The organism is Pseudomonas sp. Root562 (assembly GCF_001427125.1).
Taxonomy (GTDB): domain Bacteria; phylum Pseudomonadota; class Gammaproteobacteria; order Pseudomonadales; family Pseudomonadaceae; genus Aquipseudomonas.
In genome coordinates this window covers 1-22873 of sequence record NZ_LMGK01000016.1, presented here as the reverse complement: position 1 = coordinate 22873, position 22873 = coordinate 1, and the positions used below count along the sequence as shown (strand labels likewise).

The window sequence follows — 22873 nt, the reverse complement described above, 5'->3', positions numbered from 1 at the left end:
GATCATCAGCCAGGAACGCTACTACCCGTTCGGCGGCACCGCGTGGGCAAATGGCGCGGCGGTGCAGGTCAGTTATAAAACCGTGCGTTATTCGGGGAAAGAACGCGATGCGACGGGGCTTTATTATTATGGGTTCAGGTATTACTTGGCGGGGTGGCAGCGGTGGTTGAATCCGGATCCGGCGGGACCTGTCGATGGGCTTAATGTGTATAACATGGTTAGAAATAACCCGATCAGTTATAGGGACGAAAATGGTCTGGAGCTGCTACCTTCCAAATCCGCAGGCAAGGTTAAGTCGGGGGCTCTTAAAACGCTGGAAATAGAGGTTAATACCTTCAATCTTTTTTTCTTTAAAACACAGCTTCAAAAAAAGACGGTAAAAGTCTTGGATGAGGCGTCAGGCTTATATGAGGGACGAGACAATTTTGAAGTTGTAGAAATCGGGGTAGGTACCAGAGAGGATCAGCGCAGGCGAAAGGAGCTAGGCGTCATGGATACAGACGAAATGAAGGATGCACTGGGGCGTTACAGGGAGGAATATGCTGGTCTCTCTAAGTCACCCATCATTACGAAAGCCAAAGATGCTGCGAAACAGAGATGGAATTTCAAGGCTGGTGAGTATATTTCAGAGCGGCTATCAGATGCTGTTAGCCGGGAAGGAATAATACGGGTTATAGATTTGATGTCGGGGAGAAAACCAGACACACGACTATTTGCGCTAGTCAATAAAAAGGACCGTGATAAGGAGCCTGCGCAACGTAAGGTTTATGGATTTACGATGATGACCCTGAAATTTCCTTTAGAAAACGAGGAAGCAGAATTGACGGTCGATTTTACCGTGATTGATCCAGGCTCTCAGTTGAGTGGAGAGCAATTGCGTCGTGCCATCGATGAAGAAGGGATAGCGAAAGATACTTTGAGCCTTCGTGGTGCCGGAACTTACTTGACGATGAATGCGTTGAATCAAGTTAATGAAACTGTAAATCTAAAAAAAATCAGGACGCAAGCGATAAACCCTCGCTCGCAAGCAATGGCCCTTGGATGGGGAGACGCGCGGCCTCTGTAAAGGGCGGCTGTCGAGATAATAAAAAGCCCTCTTCCAAACCGCTCCGGATAGGGAACGCAGCGAGTTGGTCGAGGGCTTAAGTTACAGAAGTTTATTGCGCGATAGTTTTCACCGACACGCCACGCTCGATCGGGGTCGAGCGACCGTAGATATCTTCAAACCGCTCGATATCGTCCTCACCCAAGTAACTACCAGACTGCACTTCGATGATCTCGAGTGGAATCTTCCCCGGGTTACGCAGGCGGTGCACCGAAGCAATCGGAATGTAGGTCGACTGGTTCTCGGTGAGCAGGAACACGTTTTCGTCGCAGGTCACTTCGGCGGTGCCGCTGACGACGATCCAGTGTTCGGCACGGTGGTGGTGCATCTGCAGCGACAGGCACGCGCCCGGCTTGACCGAGATGTGCTTGACCTGGAAGCGGCCGCCCATGTCCACCGAGTCGTAGGAGCCCCACGGACGGTAGACCTCGCAATGGTTCTGGGTTTCAGTGCGGCCCTGTTCGTTGAGGGTGTTGACCATTTGTTTCACGCCTTGGACCTTGTCCTTGTGCGCGATCATCATGGCGTCCTTGGTTTCGACCACGACGATGTTTTCCAGGCCGATCACCGACACCAGTTTGCCGTTGCCGTGGATCATGCAGTTTTTGCTGTCCTGGATGACCACGTCGCCTTTGGTGACGTTGCCGTTGGCGTCTTTTTCGTTCACTTCCCACAACGACGACCAGCAGCCGACATCGCTCCAGCCGGCCGTCAGCGGTACGACGCAGGCGCGTTGGGTTTTTTCCATCACCGAGTAGTCGATGGAGTTGTCCGGGCAGCAGGCGAAAGTGGCTTCGTCGATGCTGACGGTGTCAGCGTCCTGGGCACTGCGCTCCAGGGTCAGCAGGCAGGTGTCGTAGATGTCCGGGTCGTGCTTTTTCAGTTCTTCGAGGAAGCGGCTGGCGCGGAACAGGAACATGCCGCTGTTCCAGAAGTAGCCGCCGGATTGCACGTATTCGGTGGCACGTTTCACGTCGGGTTTTTCGACGAAGTGCGATACACGGCTGACGCCTTCAGGCAGCAGCGAATCGTTGGTCGACTTGATGTAGCCGTAACCGGTTTCCGGTTTAGTTGCCGGTACGCCGAACAGCACCATTTCGCCGTTTTCCGCCGCCACAGTGGCCAGGGCCAGGGCGCGTTGCAGGGCTTTCTGGTCTTCCAGTACGTGATCGGCCGGGAGCACCAGCATCAGTTCGTCACGACCTTCGTTAACCAGCATCATCGCGGTCAGGGCCACGGCCGGCGCAGTGTTGCGACCGAACGGCTCCATCAGGATGCGCTGGGTTTCCAGTTTGCGGGCCGCCAGTTGCTCATTGACGATGAAGCGGTGGTCTTTGTTGCAGACCACGATCGGCGTGTCCATGCCTTCGAACACCAGGCGTTCCAGGGTTTGCTGGAACAGCGTGTGTTCGCCGGTCAGCGCCAGGAACTGTTTAGGGAACTGCTTACGGGAAAGCGGCCAAAGACGTGAGCCACTACCACCTGACAAGATCACCGGAATCATGTTGTTACTCCTTGCAAATCGTTTGGTTAGAGCTACTTCGTTCTGTCGTTTCACTCTTGTTCTTGTTCCGTGTCCCCGTTGATTCCTCGATCCCTGTGGGAGCTGGCTTGCCAGCGATGGCATCAACTTGGTGCATCTGTTTCACCGAGTCGTCTGCATCGCGGGCAAGCCCGCTCCCACAGGGAAATGGGTCAACCGGACGAATTAATTAGCGCGTCGATACCGGGCGTTTTACCCAGACTGGCGACAGGCTGCTGCCGTTGCCGGTGACGTACAGCACTGCCGCTTCACCGCGTTCCAGGGCGACGGGTTTCACGTCGCCGACTTTAGTTGCGCCATCGTATAGCGCCAGGCTGACTTTCACCGGGTTGATTTCACGTTCGCCACGGCCCTTGGGCGCGACGTTCGGCACCACGTCGGTCTTGCCGTCGGCGGTTTTCAGGGTCAGTGCCTTGTCGCTGAGGTTCTGCACACGTACCAGGGATTTCTGCTTGTTCTTGAACGGCGGCTCTTCGATCAGTTGCGGCGCGCCGCTGGCGTTGTTGACCAGGGTGTAATAGTGATCGCCGGCCAGTTTCACCGGCAGGGTCTGGCTACCGACCTTGGCGCTGTAGTCACCGCCCGGCATGAAGCTGAAGTCACTGCTGGACAGCGGTGCGACGTCGCTCAGGCTGGTGCTGCCGACGGTGGCGCTGACTTCGGCGTTGCTGGCGTTGTAGATACGCACGAAGGATGAACCTTTCGGTGCAGTCGGGCCGTACAGCGCAGCATCGCCACCGGCGAAGGCCTGCATCGAGAGCACACTCATACCAGCAACCAGTGCAAAGGTCTTGGCGAGACGACGAGGAGTAGTGAAAGTCATGGTAGTACCTCTCTCTTTCAGTTTTGCGCCCGGTCGGGCGTCTCGGATTTAGTGTTTGCGGCTACGTTTTGTTGGCGGGCGCCGGCTTGTTTAAGCTCTGCGACCCACTGCGGGTCGGCGTCGCCGATTTCGTTGTTCACAGGCAGATATCGTTCAGGAAACTCCCAGATCAGCACTTGTGGCGGGCTGTTCTTGAAAGCATCGCTTTTGAGGTAGCTGAGCATTGGCAGAATCGGGCCGTGGCCGTCTTCGGCGTAATTGACCACGTCGCTGTTCAGCGCTTGCTTGAGCGCACCGACGAAGTTCCAGTTGGGGTTGGCGCTGTAGCTGGTGCCGATCAGGGCCACCGGCACTTCGGTGTTGGCAAACAGCGCGTCGTCACCGGCCGCTGGATCTTCAGCCGCGACCGTATTGCGCTTCTGCAGAGGCTCCTGCTTGGGCATCAGGTTTTCGAACAGCGGGTCCAGTGGCAGGAACAGCCGCAGGTCGCCCTTGTGCGTAACGGTTTCCGCAGGCTCGGTGACGAAGCGCTGTGGCTCGCCGCTCAGCGGGTACTTGTCGGCAATGGTCTTGGCCAAACGGTTGGCCGCGATCTCGGCACCTTGTGGTGTCCAGTGGGTGTCGGTGCGCAGGAACACCTGCTGACCGTTCTGCTTGGCCTGTTGCAGCGGGCCAAGCAGGTCAGGAGCAAGGATGCGGTCGGCAGCCAGACGCTTGTGGAAGTCCTGGTAAAGGTTGGCGTGGATGCTGGCCGGTTTTTCCTCGCCCAGATGCTCCGGATACAGACGCACCTTGGCCGGTACCACCGCCATTACCAGTTTCACGCCTTTCTCTTTGAGGGTCTGGCGTACGCCTTCGACCAGCGCGTAGTTGCCTTGCAGGTTCAGCTCTTCGTTGACGGTCGGGTGGAATTCTTCATCGCTGTACAACCACTGGTCGCGCCCGAGCACCACGCCCGGACGACCTTCGTTGAACAGTTTGAAATCCAGCGCCGCCCAGAGGTTGGTGCCAAGACGCTTGATCGGAAACTCGTCGTCGTAGTGGGTTTCCACCGCCTTGGTCCAGCGGCCGTTGAGCACCGTCGCATCGGCGTTGGTGCTGAAGCCCAGGAAGCTGCGAACCGACCACAGGCCGAGGGCGAGCAGCGTCACCAGGAACAGGGCGATGTAAAAGATGCGTAATGAGCGGGTCATGGTCAGATCCCTCAGAACTGGAAGTAAAGGAACGGCGAGAAGCTTTGCGCCGAGAGTTTGAGAATCGAGGCGATGAACAGCAGCAGCACCAGCGCACGCATCACGTAGCGCGACCAGTCAGCGGTCCAGTAGGCCGGTTGCACCTGGGCGTCGACGCCGACGGTGTAGCCAGGCTGGTGGATGCTCGCCGGGTTATCCCCAGGCGCGGCCTTGATCAGACCCGGTTCGCTGGCGGCCGGGCCATCGCTGTCCACGTTCAGCGCAGGCTTGGTCTTGCCCGCAGGCTGGTTGCTGTAGAAGTCACGCAGGCCAAAGAACGCCAGGGTCACGTAGGCGACGATCAGCGTTGCCACTTGCAGACCGGTGAGGCTGGCCTGGTTGAGTTCCGACAGCGACCAGTCGCCGAAGCTGAACATCGCGCCGTACATGCGTCCGGCGACATGCAGGTTTTCCGCACGGAAGATCACCCAGCCCATCACCACCAGCAGGAAGGTCAGCGCCCAGCGGATCGGGTTGAAGCTGCGCGGCGAAGTGTTCAGGCCCAGGGCCTTTTCAATCGCCAGCCACATGCCGTGCCACGCACCCCAGACGATGTAGGTGATGTTGGCGCCGTGCCACAGGCCACCGAGCAGCATGGTCAGGAACAGGTTGCGATAGGTGGTCAGCGTGCCTTTACGGTTGCCGCCCAGGGTGATGTACAGATAGTCACGCAACCAGGTCGACAGGCTGATGTGCCAGCGGCGCCAGAACTCGGTGATCGACTGACTGATGTACGGCTGCTTGAAGTTTTCCATGAAGCGGAAACCCATCATCAAGCCCAGGCCGATGGCCATGTCGCTGTAGCCGGAGAAGTCGAAGTACAACTGCGCGGTGTAGGCCAGTGCCCCCAGCCAGGCATCGCCCGTGGTCGGGTTTTGCAGGGCGAAGCAATGGTCGGCCACCACCGCGAGGGTGTCGGCGATGAAGACTTTCTTGATGAAACCCTGCATGAACCGCGTGCAGCCCTCGGAGAATTTGTCGAGGGTGTGCGTGCGGTTGTTGAACTGGTCGGCGAGGTCGCGAAAACGCAACACGGGACCTGCGATCAAGTGCGGGAAGATCGCCACGAACGCCGCGAAGTCGATCAGGTTGCGGGTCGCCGGGGTGTCGCCACGGTAGACGTCGATGATGTAGCTGATGGACTCGAAGATGTAGAACGAGATACCGATCGGCAACAGCACGTGGGTCAGAATGAACGGCTCCAGGCCCACCGACGTCATCATCGCGTTGATGCTGTCGACGCCGAAGTTGGCGTACTTGAAGTAGCCGAGGATGCACAGGTCGACAGCCACGCCGAGCAGCAACCAGCGTTGTGCCGGTTTGGTCCGGACACCGGCGGCACCGACCTTCAGGCCGATCCAGTAGTTCCACAGCGTGACCGCTGCGAACAGCGCCAGAAAGTCCACACGCCACCAGGCATAGAACACGTAGCTGGCAATCAGCAGCAACAGATTGCGATAGCGTTGCCCGCTCAGGTAGTACAAGCCGAGAAAGATCGGCAAGAACAAAAACAGGAACACGTTGGACGAAAAAACCATCCCGATCTCTCCTTGTTTGAACCAACAGTCAAGGGCCAACGGCCCCCCCAAACCCCCCACCGAAAACCGGGGGAGGTACATGATCGTTCCCACGCTCTGCGTGGGAATGCCTCAATGGACGCTCTGCGTCCGCTTCGGCATGTGACGCGGAGCGTCACGGGCTGCATTCCCACGCAGAGCGTGGGAACGATCAGCGTTGACTCAACTGCCCTTTTTGCCCTTTTCATTGGCCGGGTCGTAGACCCGGGTCAAGTCACCACCCAGGCGGAAAGTCTTGAACGGTTGCATGTCATGCTTCTTCTCAAGTACGTCCGGCGCGCAGGTGTAGAGCGAGCAGAACGGTTCGAGCCAGGCGAATTTCGAATCGACCTTGAGGTCGGTCATGTCCTGTTCCTTACCGTTCTTCTGCTCGAATTCGTCCGGATCCTTGACCCCGGCGAGTACCCGATCACCCAGGCGTTTCAACGCGCCGTTGTTTTCCTGGCGCAGGTCCACACCGTTGACCTGGGCGAAACTGGCGATCATCGCCAGCGGCGGCAGGGCATAGTTGTGGTAGGCCAACGCACGTTGCTGACGCTTGAGTTCGTTAGGCAAAAAGCCCTGGGCGTCGACCTGATTGGCGCCGACCTTGTATTCCTTCACGGCCCAGTCGAACAGGTCGCGGCGGTTGGTGGCGACGGCGGTGGCCATCACCGACCAGGCGGCCCAGTACGAATGGTTGTTGGTTTTTTCCAGCGGCAGGTTGTCCCAATCGCTGACCACCTGGTCGGCCATCTTGCTGAACCAGGCCTCGATCAGCTGCGACTCTTGCTGATGATTGGCCAGCGGACGGGAGTCGGAAAACTTCAGGCGAATGTACGAGGACGCCATGCTGCCCAGTGCCCATTTGCGCATCGACTTGCCGGTGTGGTTGAAGTCCTTGGACATCAACGCATCCGCCTTGGCCCATGCCGTAAGCCAGTTGAGCGTGCATTCCAGTTGTTCCGGGCGACCGTCACGCATGAATTGCATGACGCGCTTGCTGGTGCCGCGCTCGATCTTGGTGATATCGGCGGTGCTGTCGCGGAAGGCTTTTTCCGATTGTACGTTCAGGGTCGAACGGGCCTTGTCCGAACCTTCGTACTTGCTGCGAAATTGCAGCGAGCCGGTGTACGGCGTCGGCATTGCTTCGCAGCCTTCGCTCTTGTCGCCGGTTTTGACTTTCTCGATCGGCGCGAAGTAACCCTGTGGCGGACGCAAAGGCGCCGCCGCCTGGGTCGCACCGGCGAACATCGCCAGGCTCAAAAGCGTCAGTGTTGCCAGTTTCGGATTTCGCATAGCAGACCTCATTGCCCGGCTGAAGCGGTACGTTGCTCAGCGCCCGGGAACACGTTGCGTTTGCAGATTTTCGCTTCGACTTTCTGTGGCGCGGCGCCCGCTTTTTCCGGGCCCTGGACTTCAACGGCCAGCAGATTCTGCGAGGCCCAGTCTTCGTCCGTGCGCAACTCGAAGGCGAAACGTCCGTCAGTCTCGGAGGTTTCCGGTTTTTCGATCTTGATGTCCTCGTGGCGACCGTTCATGTACCAGAGGGTGGCTTGCAAGGTTTTCACCGACGTGTCGGCGAAGCGGATGTCGACCTGGTGACTGCTGTTACGCAGGTCGAGGTTTTTGCTGTTGACCATCAATTCGTTTTTGCCCGGCTTCAGGGTGGCGCTCCCGGACATCTGTGCATCCTTGCCTTCGCAACCGTTGTCCAGCAACGCCATCATCTGGCGGTAGATGGTTTCCTGGTCGAGGCGATAGAGCGGCGAGAATTCCCAGATGAGAATTTTCGGTGGGTTCTTCTGGAACTCCTCGCTGCCCAGGTACTGCAGCATCGAACCTTCCAGGCCACCGCCGGGGAACGCCACGTTGAGAATGTCGGCGCCGATGGCCTCTTCGAGGAAACCGGCGAAGTTGTAGTTCTTGCCACTGTGGCTGGTGCCGACCAGGGTGATCTCCGGATTGCCGGAGTCGCCGAACAGATCGCCATCGCCTGCTTCACCTTTTGGCTCGGTGGTGAATTGATCCATGTACTGGATCGCGTAGCTGGTGCCACAGAGTTGACCGGCCATGTTGTGCAATGTTCCGGTCTTGCCCATGCGACCCGACTTATGGGTCTCGAATTCACGCTTGGGAATGTCGGCGAAGGCCGGGATCTGCTTGACCTTTTCGGCAACGATTTTCGCTGTGCGCTGCGCGCCGTACGGTGTCCAGTGCTGGTCGCCGCGGAAGTAAAAGTCGTGGGCGGGCAGGGTCTCGGGCAGTTGTTCGTTGGTCAGCGGCGACAGGTCCGGCACTACGTAACCCATCTGCGCGAAACGGCCGAGCATGGTCTTGTAGTTGCGCAACGCCTTGTCGAAGTCGTAGCTGGCTTTCTCCGCCGGGTTGAGCTTGTTGCGGTTCACCAGGCCACGGGTCGGCTGGTAAACGATGACCAGTTCCACGCCTTTGCTCTTGAACGCATCGTGCAGTTGTTTCATGCGTTTGTAGCCGGCGGGGGTGGTGTCGAACTCGGTGCGCAAGTCTTCTTGCGTACGGAACAACCAGTCGCCCTGGGCCTGCACCAGCGTGGTGAAATTCTGCTGATAACGTGTGGTGTAATTCTTCGCATCGTGAGCGGCCGGGCAGAGGCTGCAGCACGGTTCAGCGGAAAATTTGGGTGCCTGGACTTCATCGGCACGGGCGCCGCCACTGGCCGCGAGAATGCCCGCGGTCAGGGCCGACAGGCTGAGTAATTTGATCAAGTGTGGGTGCATAAAATTATCCTCAGTCCTGCATTTCGGTCTGGCGTTCGACAGGGTCGATCAGCACGGCTTTCTGCTGGCGTACCAGCAAGTCGAGAATTTCATCCTGGCGCTCACCGAGAATCCCCGAGAAGCTGATGCCACTGGATTTGGTCGGGGCGAGCATGGACACGCGATACAACTCGACGCTCAGCGGCGAGTCGATGGACAGCGGGCCGCTGCCGTTGGCCGCCAGTTCACCGCCGACCACGATCAGCGACACCTGGGCGTCGAACGGGTCGAGCTTGATGTCTCGGTCGGTGTTGGTCAGGTCTTTGATGTGGCCATAGACGCCGGTCAAACCGTTGGCCATGGCGATGTTTTCGTAGAGGCGAATGTTCACGCTGTTACGAATGCGGATGCCGTGGCGGCGGTTGCTGACGACTTTGTTGCCCCACAGCAGGTTGTCGGCACTCTCGTAGAGGGTGATGCCGTCGGTGTGGTTCTGGTAGATCTCGTTGTAGGCGATCAGGTTGTTGACGCTGTTACGGTCGATCACCAGGCCCGACAACTTGTTGTCGTAGCTGCGGTTGTTGAAGATGAAGCTGTCGTTGACTTCACGGGAAATAATGATCCCGTGCTTCTTCTTCGTTCCGTACACCGTGTTGTCGGCAATGATCAGGCCGTGGGAACGGTCGTGGGGGTCGATGCCGTAGACGATGTTGTCTTTGTAGGTGTTGCCCTTGACTACGAAGTTGCTGGTTTCGTAGCAGTAGAAGCCGTACCACATGTCCGAGAATTCGGAACCGACGATCCAGCCGGTCGGCTCAGGACGCTTGAGCACCTTGGCCATGTTCGGCGTGTACTGGGAAATACTCACGCCGTAGGACTTACTGTTGGCATAACCGAAACTGGCGAGCTTGCTGTTGGCGATGTAGGTCTCGGTGCCGCCCCATGCCAGCAGGAACGGACGGAATTCCTTTGGCGACTTGAACGTCGCCGGGCCGTTGTCCTTCTCGCGCCAGCCAGTGATCCTGGTGTCACGCACGAACAATTTGCCGTCGTTGACCAGGAACGAACCGGCTTCTTGGGACAGACGCAATTCCTGGGTCTGTTTGTCGATTTCGAGGATGCCGTTACGGCCGACCACGATCGGCAATCTGGCCAGGAACACACCCGGCGAGGTTTCGCTGAAATACTGCTTGGGCAGCTTCTTCGCCAGGTCCTTGAGGTTCATGTAGCCGTCGTCGACAAAGATCGCCTGAGGGATGCCGTGCTGGCGCACCACCCATTCGGCCATCTTGTTGTCGCCGCCGATGAAGTCCTTCAGAGCGTCTTCCTGCATCATCCGGCGCACACTGATCTTGCCCGCTTTGCCGCGCACGATTTTCGCCGCGATGGCCTCGGCGGTGTAGCCGGAAACGTCCGGCAGCTTCGGCGTGGCCAGTTCCAGCGGCGCGGTCGGTGCACTGCTGACGGTATAGGTCTTGGCCTGTTGCAGCTCCTTGGCCACGGTCGCCTGCTTGCCGGCTAGAGGAGCCGCTGGCTCCACATTGGCGAAGGCAGTCGCGCTGGCCAGCAGCATGGCGCCGGCCAACAGGCTGATCGAGCCTTTTCGGGCTTGATGATTCATCTGGGAGACTCCCTTCGCAATGTGCATCAGAAGCGCCAGATCACGTCGATGAATGCGCGGTGCATGTACGAGTCGACTTCCTTGCCGTACGCATCACCCGGCTTGAACACGCCGCCACGCAAGCGCACCAGCGCCGAAGGCTCGTCGATCGCCTGGCTCATCGAAGCCGGCAGCAAGCCTTGCTTGAAGTACTTGGTGACGACCAGATCCATTTCCTGACCGAGGTCTTTCTCGCCATCGTTCAGCGGCAGGGAGGTGCTGGAAAGGATTGCGCCGGTCACGTCGTCGGTGTTGTTCTGCACAGCGTCGATGCCGTTGCTGCCGACCGGTTTGTTGCCGTCGACACGCCAGAATTTGTGGTAGATCAGGCTGGCGTCGTATTCGTCGTTGAGCATCCACGAACCGAACAGCGTTGCCGATTGCAGGTTGTTCATTTCGCCACGGAACGCTTCGCCGAAACGGTGCACGCGCGAGCGGGTACCGGTGTAGTTCGAGCGGTTACTTTCCAGGCCGTTCTGTTCGTAGTCTTCGCTGGCACGGGCATAGGCCGCACCCACTTGCCATTGCGGATCGAGGCGCAGACGCACGCCCAGGTCCGTGGCCCAGCCGTCGACATCGCCGCTGCGCTTGGCTTGCGCCGGAGCGCTGCCATCGGCGTTCAGCGGGTTGACCGTGTCGCGGTCACCGCTCATGCCGGTGATGCTGCCCCAGTAGTTGACGGTGTTGGTGTTGCGCCAGTTGTAGGCGTCGCTGTCGGCGGTGAGGCCCAGCCAGCTGATGTCGCCGTTCTGTTTCTTGTCCAGCGAATCGCTGGCTTCGCCGGGCGTCGGGTAATCGAGCTTGCCGTCGTCGTGGGTGTGATGACCACGAATGCCGACCCAGTTGCCCGGTGTCCACTGGTACGCCGCGTCGGCGTAAGCGTGCAGGCGATCCTTGTCTTCAGGGGCCAGTTCTTTCAAGTCGGTGCGGTACTCGCTGAAGCGTTCGGCGATACCCACGTTGGCGCGCAACAGCGTGGTGTCGAAGGTCCAGTTCAGGGCCTCGATATTGGTGTCGCGCCACTGGCCGTCGTCATTGCGCAGGCGCTGGCGACCAAACTTCAGGATCTCGCCGGGGTAGGGCGTGAAGCCGCTGTAGCCGACCCAGAACTCGCGCATCGCCAGGTAGTTCTTCTTGGTTTCGCGGTCGTTGTTGTTGGTGTTCTCGGCACCGTCGGACTGTTGCAGGGTGTCGGTCTCGATGATGTCGGTAGACGTCACCGCCTGACCCATGGCGTAGGCGCTCCACGCGCCGCTTTCGCCATAGACCCACGGACGCAAGTCGAGGCCGAGGCCGTTGACATCGCCACCGCTCTGGGTGCCCAGGTCACGGTCGTCTTCGAACTGACCGGTGATCTTCACGTCCAGGCCAAAGTTCTTGGTGTCTTCAGTCATCGCCGCGAGTGTCGGGCAAGACCAGATCAGCGCGAACGTGAGACCGATACCGGCCTTCATGAATGGATTCAATTTCATAGGGATTCCTCGCCATCTTCTTCTTGCAGGGCATGCAGCGGCAGCGTGTTCTGGCTCAAGTTGCCGCGCACGGCCTGTTCCTGTTTCAACAGACGTTGGGCTTGGGCCAGTTGCGCAGGCGGCAGTTGCGCTTCGAGTGTTTGTGCAAGCTCGGTGGCCTGCGGAGTGTTCTGGGCCTTGGCCAATTGGCTGAAGACGTACGCATTGAGCGGGTCAGGCTTGGTGCCTTTGCCTTGGGAGAACAGCTGGGCGATGGCAAAGTCGGCGCTGTTCTGACCATTGCGCGCAGCGGTCAGCAGGTGATCGAGGGCCTTTTGCGGATAGACCTTGCCCAGGTAGCCACGGCGATAGATCTGGCCGAGGTAGTAATCGGCGGCGACTTCGCGGCCGACGGCTTTCTGGAAGTGTTCTTCGGCGACCTTGGCGTCGGCCGGGACCATCTTGCCTTCGTAGTAGAGTTTGCCCAGCAACAACTCGGCACGCGGTTGGTCGGCAGCGCGGCCGTTGTCCAGGTACTTCATCATCTGATCGACGTCGCCCAGTTCGGGGAAGTCGTAGAGCAGTTGCGCGAGGGTGACCCACGATGCCGGGTAACCCGGAGCGATCGGTTCGAGCAACGACTGTGCGGTTTTTTCGTCAGGCGTGCCGAGGTTCGCATCGGCCAGGACACGGGCGACGCTGTCGACACGTTGGGCCGTTACGGTGCCGCGGGCATGACCGGCCTGCATCTGTTTGATCAACTCGGCCTGTTGTTCAGGCTGGGCTTTTTTCTGGTAGACCGTGGCCAGTTCGACGTAGCAGATATCGGTGGTGTTGATCGCGGCTTTGCAGATCTTTTCCACGTCGTCCAGGTGCTGATCGTAAGTGCCTTGGGTGCGATACAACAGCACTTGCGCCAGACCGGCTTCCGGCTTGCCTTCGGCGCGCCATTGGCTGATCTGCTGCTGGGCATTCACGTTGGGGAAGCTGTGCGGGTACTGCAGGTACAGCATCGCCAACGGGATCAAGGTGTTGCCTTCGCCAGCAGCGGCGGCTTTCTTGAGCAGAGTCTCGGCTTCGTGCTGCTCGGCTTCGGTGGAGCCGGGCTTGGCCACCAGCAGGCGACCGAGACGCGCCTGGGCCCGCGGCGAAACGCTGGCAGCGGCGCGGTAGGTCGCCTCGGCCTGTTTCATTTGCGCTGGGTCGCGGCTGTCGACCTGAATATCGGCCAGACCGACCTGAGCTTCGCTATAACCCAGGTTTGCCAACTGTTGATAGTTCGCTGCCGCGGTGGCGGTGTCGCCGCGCTTGAGCGCTTCGTTGGCCAGACGCTGGTCTGGCAGACCGGCGCAACCACTGAGGCTGATTGCCAAAGCCAGCGAGCACACCATATGACCCTTGTGGGAGCTGGCTTGCCAGCGATCAGCCGGGGTCGCACTCGACCGCTGCGGTGCATCGGATGAACCGAGTTGATCCGATCGCTGGCAAGCCAGCTCCCACAGGGATCGCGGTGTTTTCAGGAGACTGTTGATGATCACGGGCATGTCCTCCGGTTACAGACCAGCAGCCATGGCTTTGTCGATCAGCCAGTTCAGGTTCGGGCCGCGGTCGCTGTTGACTTCAACCGGGCGGCCGGCGAGGGTGCTGTCCAGGGCTTCGTCAGGCTGGATCAGCACGCGAATGTCGGACGACAGGTCGGCGCTTTTCAGGCTGGTGCTGCTGACGATCTTGCCGGTGCGGGTCTTGTCTTCACCGGCGATCTGGAAGCGCACGGCGGTGCCTGGCAATACGTCACCGAACTGGCGGTAGGTGAAGCGCGCTTCAACGTTGGCTTCGGTGTTGCGTGGCACCAGTTGGAAGATCACGTCGCCCTTGCTGGCGTACTGACCGTTGGCGACCATTTGCTGGGCCACGGTGCAATCGCATGGCGAGGTCAGGGTGCCGGTCATTTGCTTGCCGAACAGTTCTTCAACTTTGGCTGGCGACAGTTGGTCGTCTTCCAGATGGCCCTTGAGCACGTCGAGCATGCTGGTGCTGAACGTCGCCAGCGGTGCGCCCTTGGCGGCCACGCCATCGGACTTCACCAGGCTCTGCACGGTACCGTCGCGGGGCATGGTGATGTTCACGCCCGGCACGCTGACCAGGCCGGCCTGGGCGTGGCTGACGAAATACATGCCGTACACCGACTTGAAGATGAAACCGAATGCCGCCAGGCCGACGACGAAAATGCCCAGGCTGAAGGTCACGGCTTTCATGCGGCCGAACGCGCTCATGCCGTGGCCGCCGTCCTTGCTCTTGCGCGCCTTGGTGAAGTTGTCGCGCTGCAGGGTCGCCAGCACTTCGCCGATGGTGACGATGTCGCCGGCCAGGTGCGAAGTGATCAGGTGGCGCAAGGTCGAGATGTCTTGCGGTTCCAGGTTCTGGAACTGGCAACCGGTACGACCGGTCTCGCGATCATTGGAGCGCACCTGCAGCTCCACATCCATGGCCAAGCCAAGGTTGTCGATGACGAATTGCAGACGAGCCTTGTATTTGTCGCCGACCTTCAGTGGCAGTTGCCCGGCATTGAAGGCCAGGCCACCGGCGGACAGGTCGATCACTCGCGCTTCGACCGGTGTCCGGTCGGGGCCGAAGAAACGCAGCTTGGCCGGAATTTTCACGCGGGCGTGTTGGCGCTGGGCTTCGGATTCATGGACTACGTTGGCATTGACGGCGGTATTCATAGAGGCGATTTCCTTGTTAATTCAATAAGGGGGCGGTCAGACCATCATCAGCAGCACGGCGACAAAAATGCTGCCGGCGGAGAAGGTCATGGTCCGAGACGACCAGGTGTTGAACCAACGTTGAAAGCTGGCGAGATCACGGGTCAGGGATGTGGGCTGGCGAGTCCAGGACTGTTGGTCGAGGCGGAAGAACACGTAGATCTTCACCAGCGCGCCGACGATCTGGTTGTAATAGAGAATCGCCGGGTAAGCCGGCCCGATCCGGTGGCCGGAACAGGACAGCAACAGGGTCAGGATCAGGCGAGTGATACCGATCCACAGCAGGTACACCAGGATGAAGGCGGTGCCGTACTTGAAGCTGGCGATGATCGCTACGGTCAGGCCGAGCAGCGAGGTCCACATCGACACGCGCTGATCGAACAGCACCACCGACGTGAACGCACCGAGGCGCTTGATGCCAAGGCCCAGGGCGCGGGAATTCTGGCGCAGGTTGTTGCCGTACCAGCGGAACATCAACTTGCGGCTGGCCTTGATGAAGCTCTTTTCCGGCGGATGCTCAACGGTGTTGATCGCGGCATCGGGCACGTAGAACGTGTCGTAGCCCAGGCGCATCAGGCTGAACCAGCTCGATTTGTCGTCGCCGGTCAGGAACTTGAAGCGACCCAGGCGCCAGTGTTGCAGCGAGTCGCTTTCCACGTCGGCGATGAATTCCGGGTTGGTGACCACGGTGGCGCGGAACACCGACATACGCCCGGTCATGGTCAACACGCGTTTGGACAAAGCCATCGAGCACATGTTGATGTGACGCTGGGCGAAACGCAGCTTGTGCCATTCGCTCATGATGTAGCCGCCGCGTACTTCGCAGAACTCGTTGGTGGTCAGGCCGCCGACGTTGCCGAACAGTTGGAACCACGGCACGGTCTTGCGCACGACGCCTTCGCCGAGCACGGTATCGCCGTCGATCACCGCCACGACCGCGCGGTCATCCGGCAGGTGACGGGAGATGGCGCGGAAACCGTAAGCCAGGCCATCGCGCTTGCCGGTGCCGGGAATGCGCACGAAGTCGAGCTTCACATGCGGTGGCGGATTCATCCGTTTCCACAGGCTTTTCACCAGCAGCTCATCGGACATTTCCACGATGGAGCAGACCATGGTGGTCGGCAGGCCGCAGTCGATCGCTTCGCGAATCACCGAGCTGTAGACCTGTGCGGTGGTCAGGGCGTCGATACGGAAACTGGTGACCATCAGGAACACGTGGGACGGGTCCGCCGCTTTACCCAGCTTGCGCACTTTGCGCCGCAGGTGCGGGTAGACCACGTACAGAAACAGCATGCCGCGCAGGAAGTGCGTGGCACCCATCGAGTAGCGCCAGATACCGACGATACCGATCAGGAAAATGAAGTCCTTCGACTCGGAGTCGAATGTGGACACAGGCAACGCCATGGCGATGCCCATCAGTAAACTTAGATAAAACAGCCAACCGGCGGCCTGGAGTAGGCCGTGCTTTAGCCTGTGCATAATCGGAATCCTAAAGTCATTTGCGAGCCCCTCGCCCCCTGTAGGAGCGCGGCTTGCCGGCGATGACACACTTGAGATCGCCATCGCGGGCAAGCCTTGCTCCTACAGGTTTTTCATGCGCGAAAGTGCGCTATCCGAGACGGGATTCCGTGTTACCAGCAGATGCCTTCGGTGCGGCCGCTGACGCTGGTGGCCTTGGACATGAAGCCGACCAGGTCGATCACCTGCTTGCCGTGCGGAACGTCCTTGACCAGGGCGCGGAATTTCTCGTCACGGTTACCCAGGATGATCACGTCGGAGTTGTTGATCACCGCGTCGAAGTCGGAATCGAGCAGGGACGAGACGTGCGGGATCTTCGACTCGATGTAGTCCTTGTTCGCACCGTGGACGCGGGCGTATTCAACGTTGCTGTCATAGATCTTCAGGTCGTAGCCCTTGCCGATCAGCATTTCCGCCAGGTCAACCAGCGGGCTCTCGCGCAGGTCGTCGGTACCGGCCTTGAAGCTCAGGCCCAGCAGGGCGACTTTGCGTTTGTCGTGGCTGGAAACGATGTCGAAGGCGTTCTGAACCTGGGATTCGTTACTGCGCATTAGCGAGTTCAGCAGCGGCGCTTCCACGTCCAGCGAACCGGCGCGGTAGGTCAGGGCACGCACGTCTTTGGGCAGGCAGGAACCGCCGAAAGCGAAGCCTGGACGCATGTAGTACTGCGACAGGTTCAGGGTCTTGTCCTGGCAAACCACGTCCATCACTTCGCGGCCGTCGACGCCGACAGCCTTGGCGATGTTGCCGATCTCGTTGGCGAAGGTCACCTTGGTGGCGTGCCATACGTTGCAGGTGTACTTGATCATCTCGGCAACGGCGATGTCCTTGCGAATGATCGGCGCGTCGAGTTCTTCGTACAGCGATTGCAGAACGTCGCCCGATGCTTTGTCGAACTCACCGATCACGGTCATCGGCGGCTGGTCGTAGTCGGCAATCGCGGTGCTTTCACGCAGGAACTCAGGGTTCACGGCCACGCCGAAATCAACGCCGGCCTTCTTGCCGGAGCAGTCTTCGAGAATCGGGATGACCACGTTGGCCACGGTGCCCGGCAACACGGTGCTGCGCACCACGATGGTGTGGCGGGTGGACTTGTCACGCAGGACAAAACCGATCTCGCGGCACACGGCTTCGATGTAGTTCAGCTCCAGGTCGCCGTTCTTCTTGCTCGGCGTGCCGACGCAGATCATCGACAGGTCGGTGTCGCGAATCGCCTCGGCGAAATTGGTGGTGCCACGCAGGCGACCGGTCTGGATACCTTGCGCCAGAAGTTCACCCAGGCCTGGTTCAACGATTGGCGATTTGCCCGCGTTGATCATATCGATCTTGTCTTTGGCAACATCGACGCCAACGACGTCATGACCCCGTGCAGACAGGCAACCGGCACACACTGCGCCAACGTAACCCAAACCAAATATGCTGATGCGCATCGAAATTACCTCGTTATCAAGCTTGTGTTTTACCAAGCCATTAGATGGCCGGAGTTAATGTTTTCAGCGGTCAAAGTGCACTCGGAAGTGCGGCTTACAGGCGCAGCTGTGCCGTGTGCTGGCATAAAAGTTCCGAGTGTCTAAATAAGTGCACTCAAGGTGTGCGCAACTAGGCCTTGTTGTTATGACTTGCCCTGTTATGCAGCCACCCCCCCTGTTCAGAGGGTGTTCGTGCACGGGTGCTGCGCGCTCGATCTCAGGCAGATAGCCCGTGGATCAAGCGGTTGGGTGCTCGGGTGAGCACGTTTATAGGGGCGCGGCCTTGGCCTTGTAGGGGATAGTGTTAATGCGTTATCTCCTGTCCGCTTGATGTTGCCCAAATCAGGGATTAGTTGGCGAAAGTTTGTATTGCAACTTCGCTACATGAATCACTTCTCTGCGTAAGTTATCTCGTACAGTCTCGGCGAGAATCGTTACCGGTGGTATGAGCGGTGCATTTGGACATAGTTCCAGCCCGCCCATCGCGAAATCTGAAATTTTTTGAAATATTGAGAAAGATGGCACTGCTCTCATTTTGATAGCACTTGCCGTTTCGCCCTTTATATATAGGCGGATCGTCGGAGGGGATATTTTTGTGCCACTACTGTTAAAAAAAGTCAGTGCCACTACGTAAAAAAATGATTGAAGTCGAGTGAAACTAAAGTTAGAAAAATGATCGATGGTTTTTTGGCGCCAATTGACTGGCGAACTGGCGGGGAGATTGTCGGACGATCAGTGACGGCGCAGGAGGGGGGTTGACCCTTCCTGCGCGGTGCTTGCGCATCACTCTGGTGCGTGGTCGCGCAGGAACACCAGACTGTCCGGTTTTGACTGCTCGGCGCTGTAACGATAGCCCTGCACATCAAAGTTTTTGAGCGCTGCCGGGTCGTCGATGCGTTCTTCGATGACGAAGCGACTCATCATGCCTCGGGCCTTTTTCGCATAGAAGCTGATGATCTTGTACTGACCGTTCTTGAGGTCCTTGAACTCGGTATTGATAATGCGCGCGTTCAAGGCGCTGCGTTTGACCGCCGAGAAATACTCGTTGGACGCGAGGTTGAGCAATACGTCGTCACCTTGATCGGCCAGGGCTTCGTTCAACCATTCGCTGATCCGCGTGCCCCAGAAGGCGTACAGGTCCTTGCCACGGGCATTGGCCAGTTTGGTGCCCATTTCCAGCCGATACGGTTGCATCAAATCCAGTGGGCGCAGCAGGCCGTACAAGCCCGATAGCATGCGCAGGTGTTGCTGGGCGTAATCGAAATCGGCTTCGCTGAAGGTTTGCGCATTCAGCCCGGTGTACACATCGCCCTTGAACGCCAGTAGCGCCTGCTTGGCGTTATCCGGAGTGAAGACGGGTGTCCAGCTGCCGAAGCGCGCAGCGTTGAGGCCGCCGATTTTGTCGGAGACGTGCATCAACTCGCTGATCTGCGCCGGCGTCAGGTCGCGCAGCTGCATGATCAGTTCCTGGGAGTGGTCCAGATACTGCGGCTGGGTAAAGCGCTGCGTCGCCGGCGGTGTTTCGTAGTCGAGGGTCTTGGCGGGGGAAATCACCATCAGCATGAAGTCGTCTCCTTTAATCGTGGCGGCGATTCTAGGGGGTTGGCCTCAATGACTCCAGCTATCAAGGTGATAGGTGATCGATGGTTTGCCAGTATGGGCTTCTGTGGCGAGGGAGCTTGCTCGCGCTCGAGCGCGAAGCGGTTGCAAGAAGGGGCACGTATTTAGCCTGGCGGAATGAGGTCGCCGGGTTGGGTCTGCTTCGCAGCCCAGCGGGAGCAAGCTCCCTCGCCACAATGAGTCGGCTTGGCTGCGGGAGCAAGCTCCCTCGCACAAGGCGTTCGGCTTGGCTGCGGGAGTTGCGGTCGGATCAGCTATAGTGCCGCGCGGGTTTTGTTATGGAGACATCCCATTGCGCATTGTTTTTCTACTCTCGGCCTGGCTTTTGAGCTTCGGCGCCCTGGCGGCGCCGGGCGACGTGGCGACGCTCGATCGCAGCACCTGGCCGGAACAACTCGGCAACCCGACATTGTTCGATGTCGCCTCGCGTGCGGAAATCCTCATGTTCGCCAGTGTGCTGCTGGCCAGCGAGTCCCTCGACGAACCCGCGTTGGCCCAGCGTTTGGGCTTGCGCACGATCAATCTGGACTCGGTCAACCGGGTTCGCCAACGCCTGTGGCAGCGCTTGCTTGCCAATTACAATTTCGCTCAACAGAGCTGCGATCAGGATGCGTCCTTCTGTTTCCTGGTCGAGGACATGCCCACCCTGCGTGAACAAGCCGCCAAGTTCCAGATCAGCGAAGACAGCTACTACACCCGTTGGGCGGAACCGAGTCGTGCGTTCCATGGCCAGTACCTCGACGAGCAACTGCGCAAGGCTGCGCTCTTCCCGCAGACCAGCAGCGAAGTCGATCGTTTTGGTGACTTTGAGCGCAACGGCGAGGCAATGCATGACCGGTTGTTTTTGCTGACGTTCGACAGCGCGGCCAATGCAGCACCGGATAACACGGCCTGGGTCAGCGAGTACCTGCGCAAGGCCAACATGAGCGGCACGTTCTTCGTGCTCGGCAGGGACATCCAGGCCCGGCTGACGGAGCGTTCGGTCGCCAGCCTGCAATCGACGTACTCGGCCCAATGCGTCGGTGTGCAAGGCTGGGAGTTTCGTTCCCACAGCCACTGGCAGGACTGGCAGGACTCTGTGCGGCGCAGTGTCGAGCTGATCAAAGGCAAGCTGCCGGAAAATTTTGTGCCGCTGTTTCGCCCGCCCGATGGTCAGCGCCGCGCCGATGCCGAAGGTTTCTTCAAGGCTCAGGGCTTGCAGGTGGCGCTATGGGATATCGATGCCCAGGACGGCGCAGGCAAACTCAAGGCCAATCAGAGCGCACAGCGGGTGCTGACCTTGATGCTGCTGTGGCGTCATGGCGTGATCAATTTCAATGTGAAGCAGGATGGCGTGAAAACGGCGCTGCCTTGGCTGATGACGCAAACGTCGCAAAGCGGGATCGGTTGGGAAGACTGTCAGAGCGGGTTTCGCTGAAAAGGTCAAAACCCCGTAAACATTGGGCAAAAGGCGATTTCAGGAGGGGATTCGTTGCAGGTTGATCTCCGACTTTAAACGGGTGATGGCAGTCCGCCAAGCGCTTTTCGTCACTCTGAAAAATAAACTTCAAAAAAACGTCAAAGTGCTTTTTTCTGTCATGGGTTTTGGAGTATTACGAAGACAGACCGCCGAAACCTGCAACACAGGTGGCGTCTTCCAAGACCCGTTTGTTTGCAGTCACTAGGATCTGTGCTGGTGAGATTCGGCGGCCACTTCGAGGCGCAGCACCGCCAAGGTATTGCGTCGACTGGCTCTGACAAAGGTGACCGAGTATGGATGATCACGGACGTAGCTCTTCTTCCAACCAGCCAATCCTTTATGTACTCGATACCAACGTATTGATTCACGATCCAAACGCGCTGCTCAACTTCGAAGAACACCACGTCGCCATCCCGATGACCGTGCTGGAAGAGCTGGACAAGCTCAAGAGCGGCCATCACAGCGTTGCCGCCGAATGCCGTCAGGCCATCCGGCTGATCGACAAGACCCTGGGCGATGCCTCACCCGAGGACGTTGAACAGGGCGTGCCGATCCAGCGAGGCAAGAGCGGGCCGAAGGGCTTGCTGTCAATTCTGATGAGCAAGCGTGCCGAGCCGAACATCATTCTGCCCGAGCACCTGAACGACAACATCATCATCAACCAGTTGATCGACCTGCACGCGCGCGATCCGAAATTGCCGGTAGTGCTGGTCACCAAAGATATCAACATGCGCCTCAAGGCCCGAGCTTGTGGGATCGCGGCCGAGGACTACAGCACCGACCAACTGGTCGACGACGTGTCGCTGCTGCCCAACGGCTACCACAACATGACCGGCTCTTTCTGGGACCGCGTGAGCAAGGTCGAAACCCGCCAGGACCATGGACGCACCTGGCATCAGGTGCAACTGATCGACAACCTGCCGGCGGTGCACATCAACGAGTTCATCATCGACGAGCAAGGTTTTGTCGGCTGGATCAAGGAGATCGAGGAAGATAAATTGCTGATCCTGGACCTGCACCAGGAGCCGCTGCTGCACCAGGAAGCCTGGGGTCTGAAACCACGGGACATTTACCAGAGCCTGGCGCTCTACGCCTTGCTGGATCCGGATATCCACCTGGTCAACCTGTCCGGTGCTGCCGGTTCCGGTAAAACCATTCTGGCACTGGCGGCTGCGATCGAGCAGACCATGGTCAGCAAGCGTTACCGGCGGATCATCGCCACCCGCAGCGTGCAGGGCCTGGACCAGGAAATCGGTTTCCTGCCCGGCACCGAAGCGGAAAAAATGGAGCCGTGGCTGGGCGCCATCACCGACAACCTCGAAGCCTTGCACATGGATGACGAAAGCACCCATGGCAGCGTCGACTACATCCTCAGCAAAGTGCCGTTGCAGTTCAAATCCCTCAACTACATTCGGGGCCGCAGCTTCCAGCAGAGTCTGATCCTGATCGATGAATGCCAGAACCTCACGCCGCACCAGATGAAAACCATCATCACCCGTGCCGGCGCCGGTTCGAAAGTGGTGTGCCTGGGCAACCTGGCGCAAATCGACACCCCTTACCTGTCCGCGACCAGTTCCGGGCTGACCTACCTCACTGAGCGCTTCAAGGATTTCCCGAACGGGGTGCACATCACCCTGCAAGGGGTGCCTCGTTCGATCCTGGCCGAATACGCCGAATCGCATTTGTAATCCTTCACCCAAACCGGGCGGCCGACAAAGCCGCCCGGATTCTTATGCCCGACATATAACCCCTGTAGGAGCGAGCCTGCTCGCGATGGACGTGAACGATAATGCGTGTTGCCTGAATGACCACGTTGTTCTTGCGTTTTTCGCGAGCAGGCTGAACTGGCCTAATAATTCCGGTCACCTCTTAAGGGCGATATGATTTCGCCAACTTGGAGGTTCCATGAACGAAAGAAAGGTCTACACCCGCGAGTT

General features: G+C 58.9%; 16 protein-coding genes. 3 read left to right on the top strand and 13 right to left on the bottom strand.

Annotated elements, in window-relative coordinates; translation table 11 throughout:
* Positions 1–1066: RHS repeat-associated core domain-containing protein (locus ASD60_RS29655; protein ID WP_162250577.1), on the top strand; the 1066-nt coding region annotated here is incomplete at its 5' end.
* Positions 1067–1157: 91 nt separating this feature from the next.
* Here the strand turns inward: ASD60_RS29655 and ASD60_RS13620 are convergent.
* From ASD60_RS13620 to yaaA, 13 genes are all read right to left on the bottom strand, one after another.
* Positions 1158–2609 (bottom strand): mannose-1-phosphate guanylyltransferase/mannose-6-phosphate isomerase, encoded by a 1452-nt coding sequence (locus ASD60_RS13620; protein ID WP_056854508.1) that lies wholly within the window; start codon positions 2607–2609, stop codon positions 1158–1160.
* A 208-nt stretch (positions 2610–2817) separates the two neighbouring features.
* On the bottom strand, positions 2818–3471 hold the full coding sequence (locus ASD60_RS13615; RefSeq protein WP_056854507.1) for an alginate O-acetyltransferase AlgF: 654 nt from the start codon (positions 3469–3471) through the stop codon (positions 2818–2820).
* Between the two features lie 17 nt (positions 3472–3488).
* Entirely contained in the window at positions 3489–4664 is a 1176-nt protein-coding gene (locus ASD60_RS13610; RefSeq protein WP_056854506.1) for an alginate O-acetyltransferase, read from the bottom strand.
* Positions 4665–4675: 11 nt separating this feature from the next.
* The gene (locus ASD60_RS13605; RefSeq protein ID WP_056854505.1) at positions 4676–6241 is read right to left on the bottom strand and encodes an MBOAT family O-acyltransferase; all 1566 of its coding nucleotides are present in this window, start codon (positions 6239–6241) and stop codon (positions 4676–4678) included.
* A 201-nt stretch (positions 6242–6442) separates the two neighbouring features.
* Positions 6443–7558: a mannuronate-specific alginate lyase gene (locus ASD60_RS13600; RefSeq protein WP_056854504.1), complete on the bottom strand. Its 1116-nt coding sequence runs from the start codon at positions 7556–7558 to the stop codon at positions 6443–6445.
* Positions 7559–7566: 8 nt separating this feature from the next.
* Entirely contained in the window at positions 7567–9018 is a 1452-nt protein-coding gene (locus tag ASD60_RS13595) for an alginate O-acetyltransferase (RefSeq protein ID WP_056854503.1), read from the bottom strand.
* Between the two features lie 10 nt (positions 9019–9028).
* Positions 9029–10618, bottom strand: coding sequence for a mannuronan 5-epimerase AlgG (gene algG / locus ASD60_RS13590; RefSeq protein WP_056854502.1), 1590 nt, complete (start codon positions 10616–10618; stop codon positions 9029–9031).
* 26 nt (positions 10619–10644) lie between these two features.
* The gene (locus tag ASD60_RS13585; protein ID WP_056854501.1) at positions 10645–12129 is read right to left on the bottom strand and encodes an alginate export family protein; all 1485 of its coding nucleotides are present in this window, start codon (positions 12127–12129) and stop codon (positions 10645–10647) included.
* The gene (gene algK / locus ASD60_RS13580; protein ID WP_177336580.1) at positions 12126–13652 is read right to left on the bottom strand and encodes an alginate biosynthesis TPR repeat lipoprotein AlgK; all 1527 of its coding nucleotides are present in this window, start codon (positions 13650–13652) and stop codon (positions 12126–12128) included. Before algK ends, ASD60_RS13585 begins: the two co-directional genes overlap by 4 nt.
* A 9-nt stretch (positions 13653–13661) precedes the next feature.
* Positions 13662–14831 carry an alginate biosynthesis protein Alg44 gene (locus tag ASD60_RS13575; protein ID WP_056854500.1) on the bottom strand — a complete coding sequence of 390 codons (1170 nt, stop codon included), beginning with the start codon at positions 14829–14831 and terminating at the stop codon, positions 13662–13664.
* Positions 14832–14867: 36 nt separating this feature from the next.
* On the bottom strand, positions 14868–16349 hold the full coding sequence (alg8, locus tag ASD60_RS13570; protein WP_056854499.1) for a mannuronan synthase: 1482 nt from the start codon (positions 16347–16349) through the stop codon (positions 14868–14870).
* A gap of 152 nt (positions 16350–16501) precedes the next feature.
* A complete protein-coding gene (locus ASD60_RS13565) occupies positions 16502–17818 on the bottom strand; it encodes a nucleotide sugar dehydrogenase (RefSeq protein WP_056854498.1) in 1317 nt (438 codons plus the stop codon).
* Between the two features lie 822 nt (positions 17819–18640).
* A complete protein-coding gene (yaaA, locus tag ASD60_RS13560) occupies positions 18641–19420 on the bottom strand; it encodes a peroxide stress protein YaaA (RefSeq protein WP_056854497.1) in 780 nt (259 codons plus the stop codon).
* A gap of 349 nt (positions 19421–19769) precedes the next feature.
* Here yaaA and ASD60_RS13555 point away from each other — a divergent pair, with 349 nt between their 5' ends.
* Together ASD60_RS13555 and ASD60_RS13550 are read left to right on the top strand one after the other, a co-directional pair.
* Complete coding sequence (locus ASD60_RS13555; protein WP_056854496.1) at positions 19770–20894, top strand: polysaccharide deacetylase family protein; 1125 nt, start codon at positions 19770–19772, stop codon at positions 20892–20894.
* Between the two features lie 335 nt (positions 20895–21229).
* Positions 21230–22624: a PhoH family protein gene (locus ASD60_RS13550; RefSeq protein ID WP_056854495.1), complete on the top strand. Its 1395-nt coding sequence runs from the start codon at positions 21230–21232 to the stop codon at positions 22622–22624.
* Positions 22625–22873: the final 249 nt, after the last annotated feature.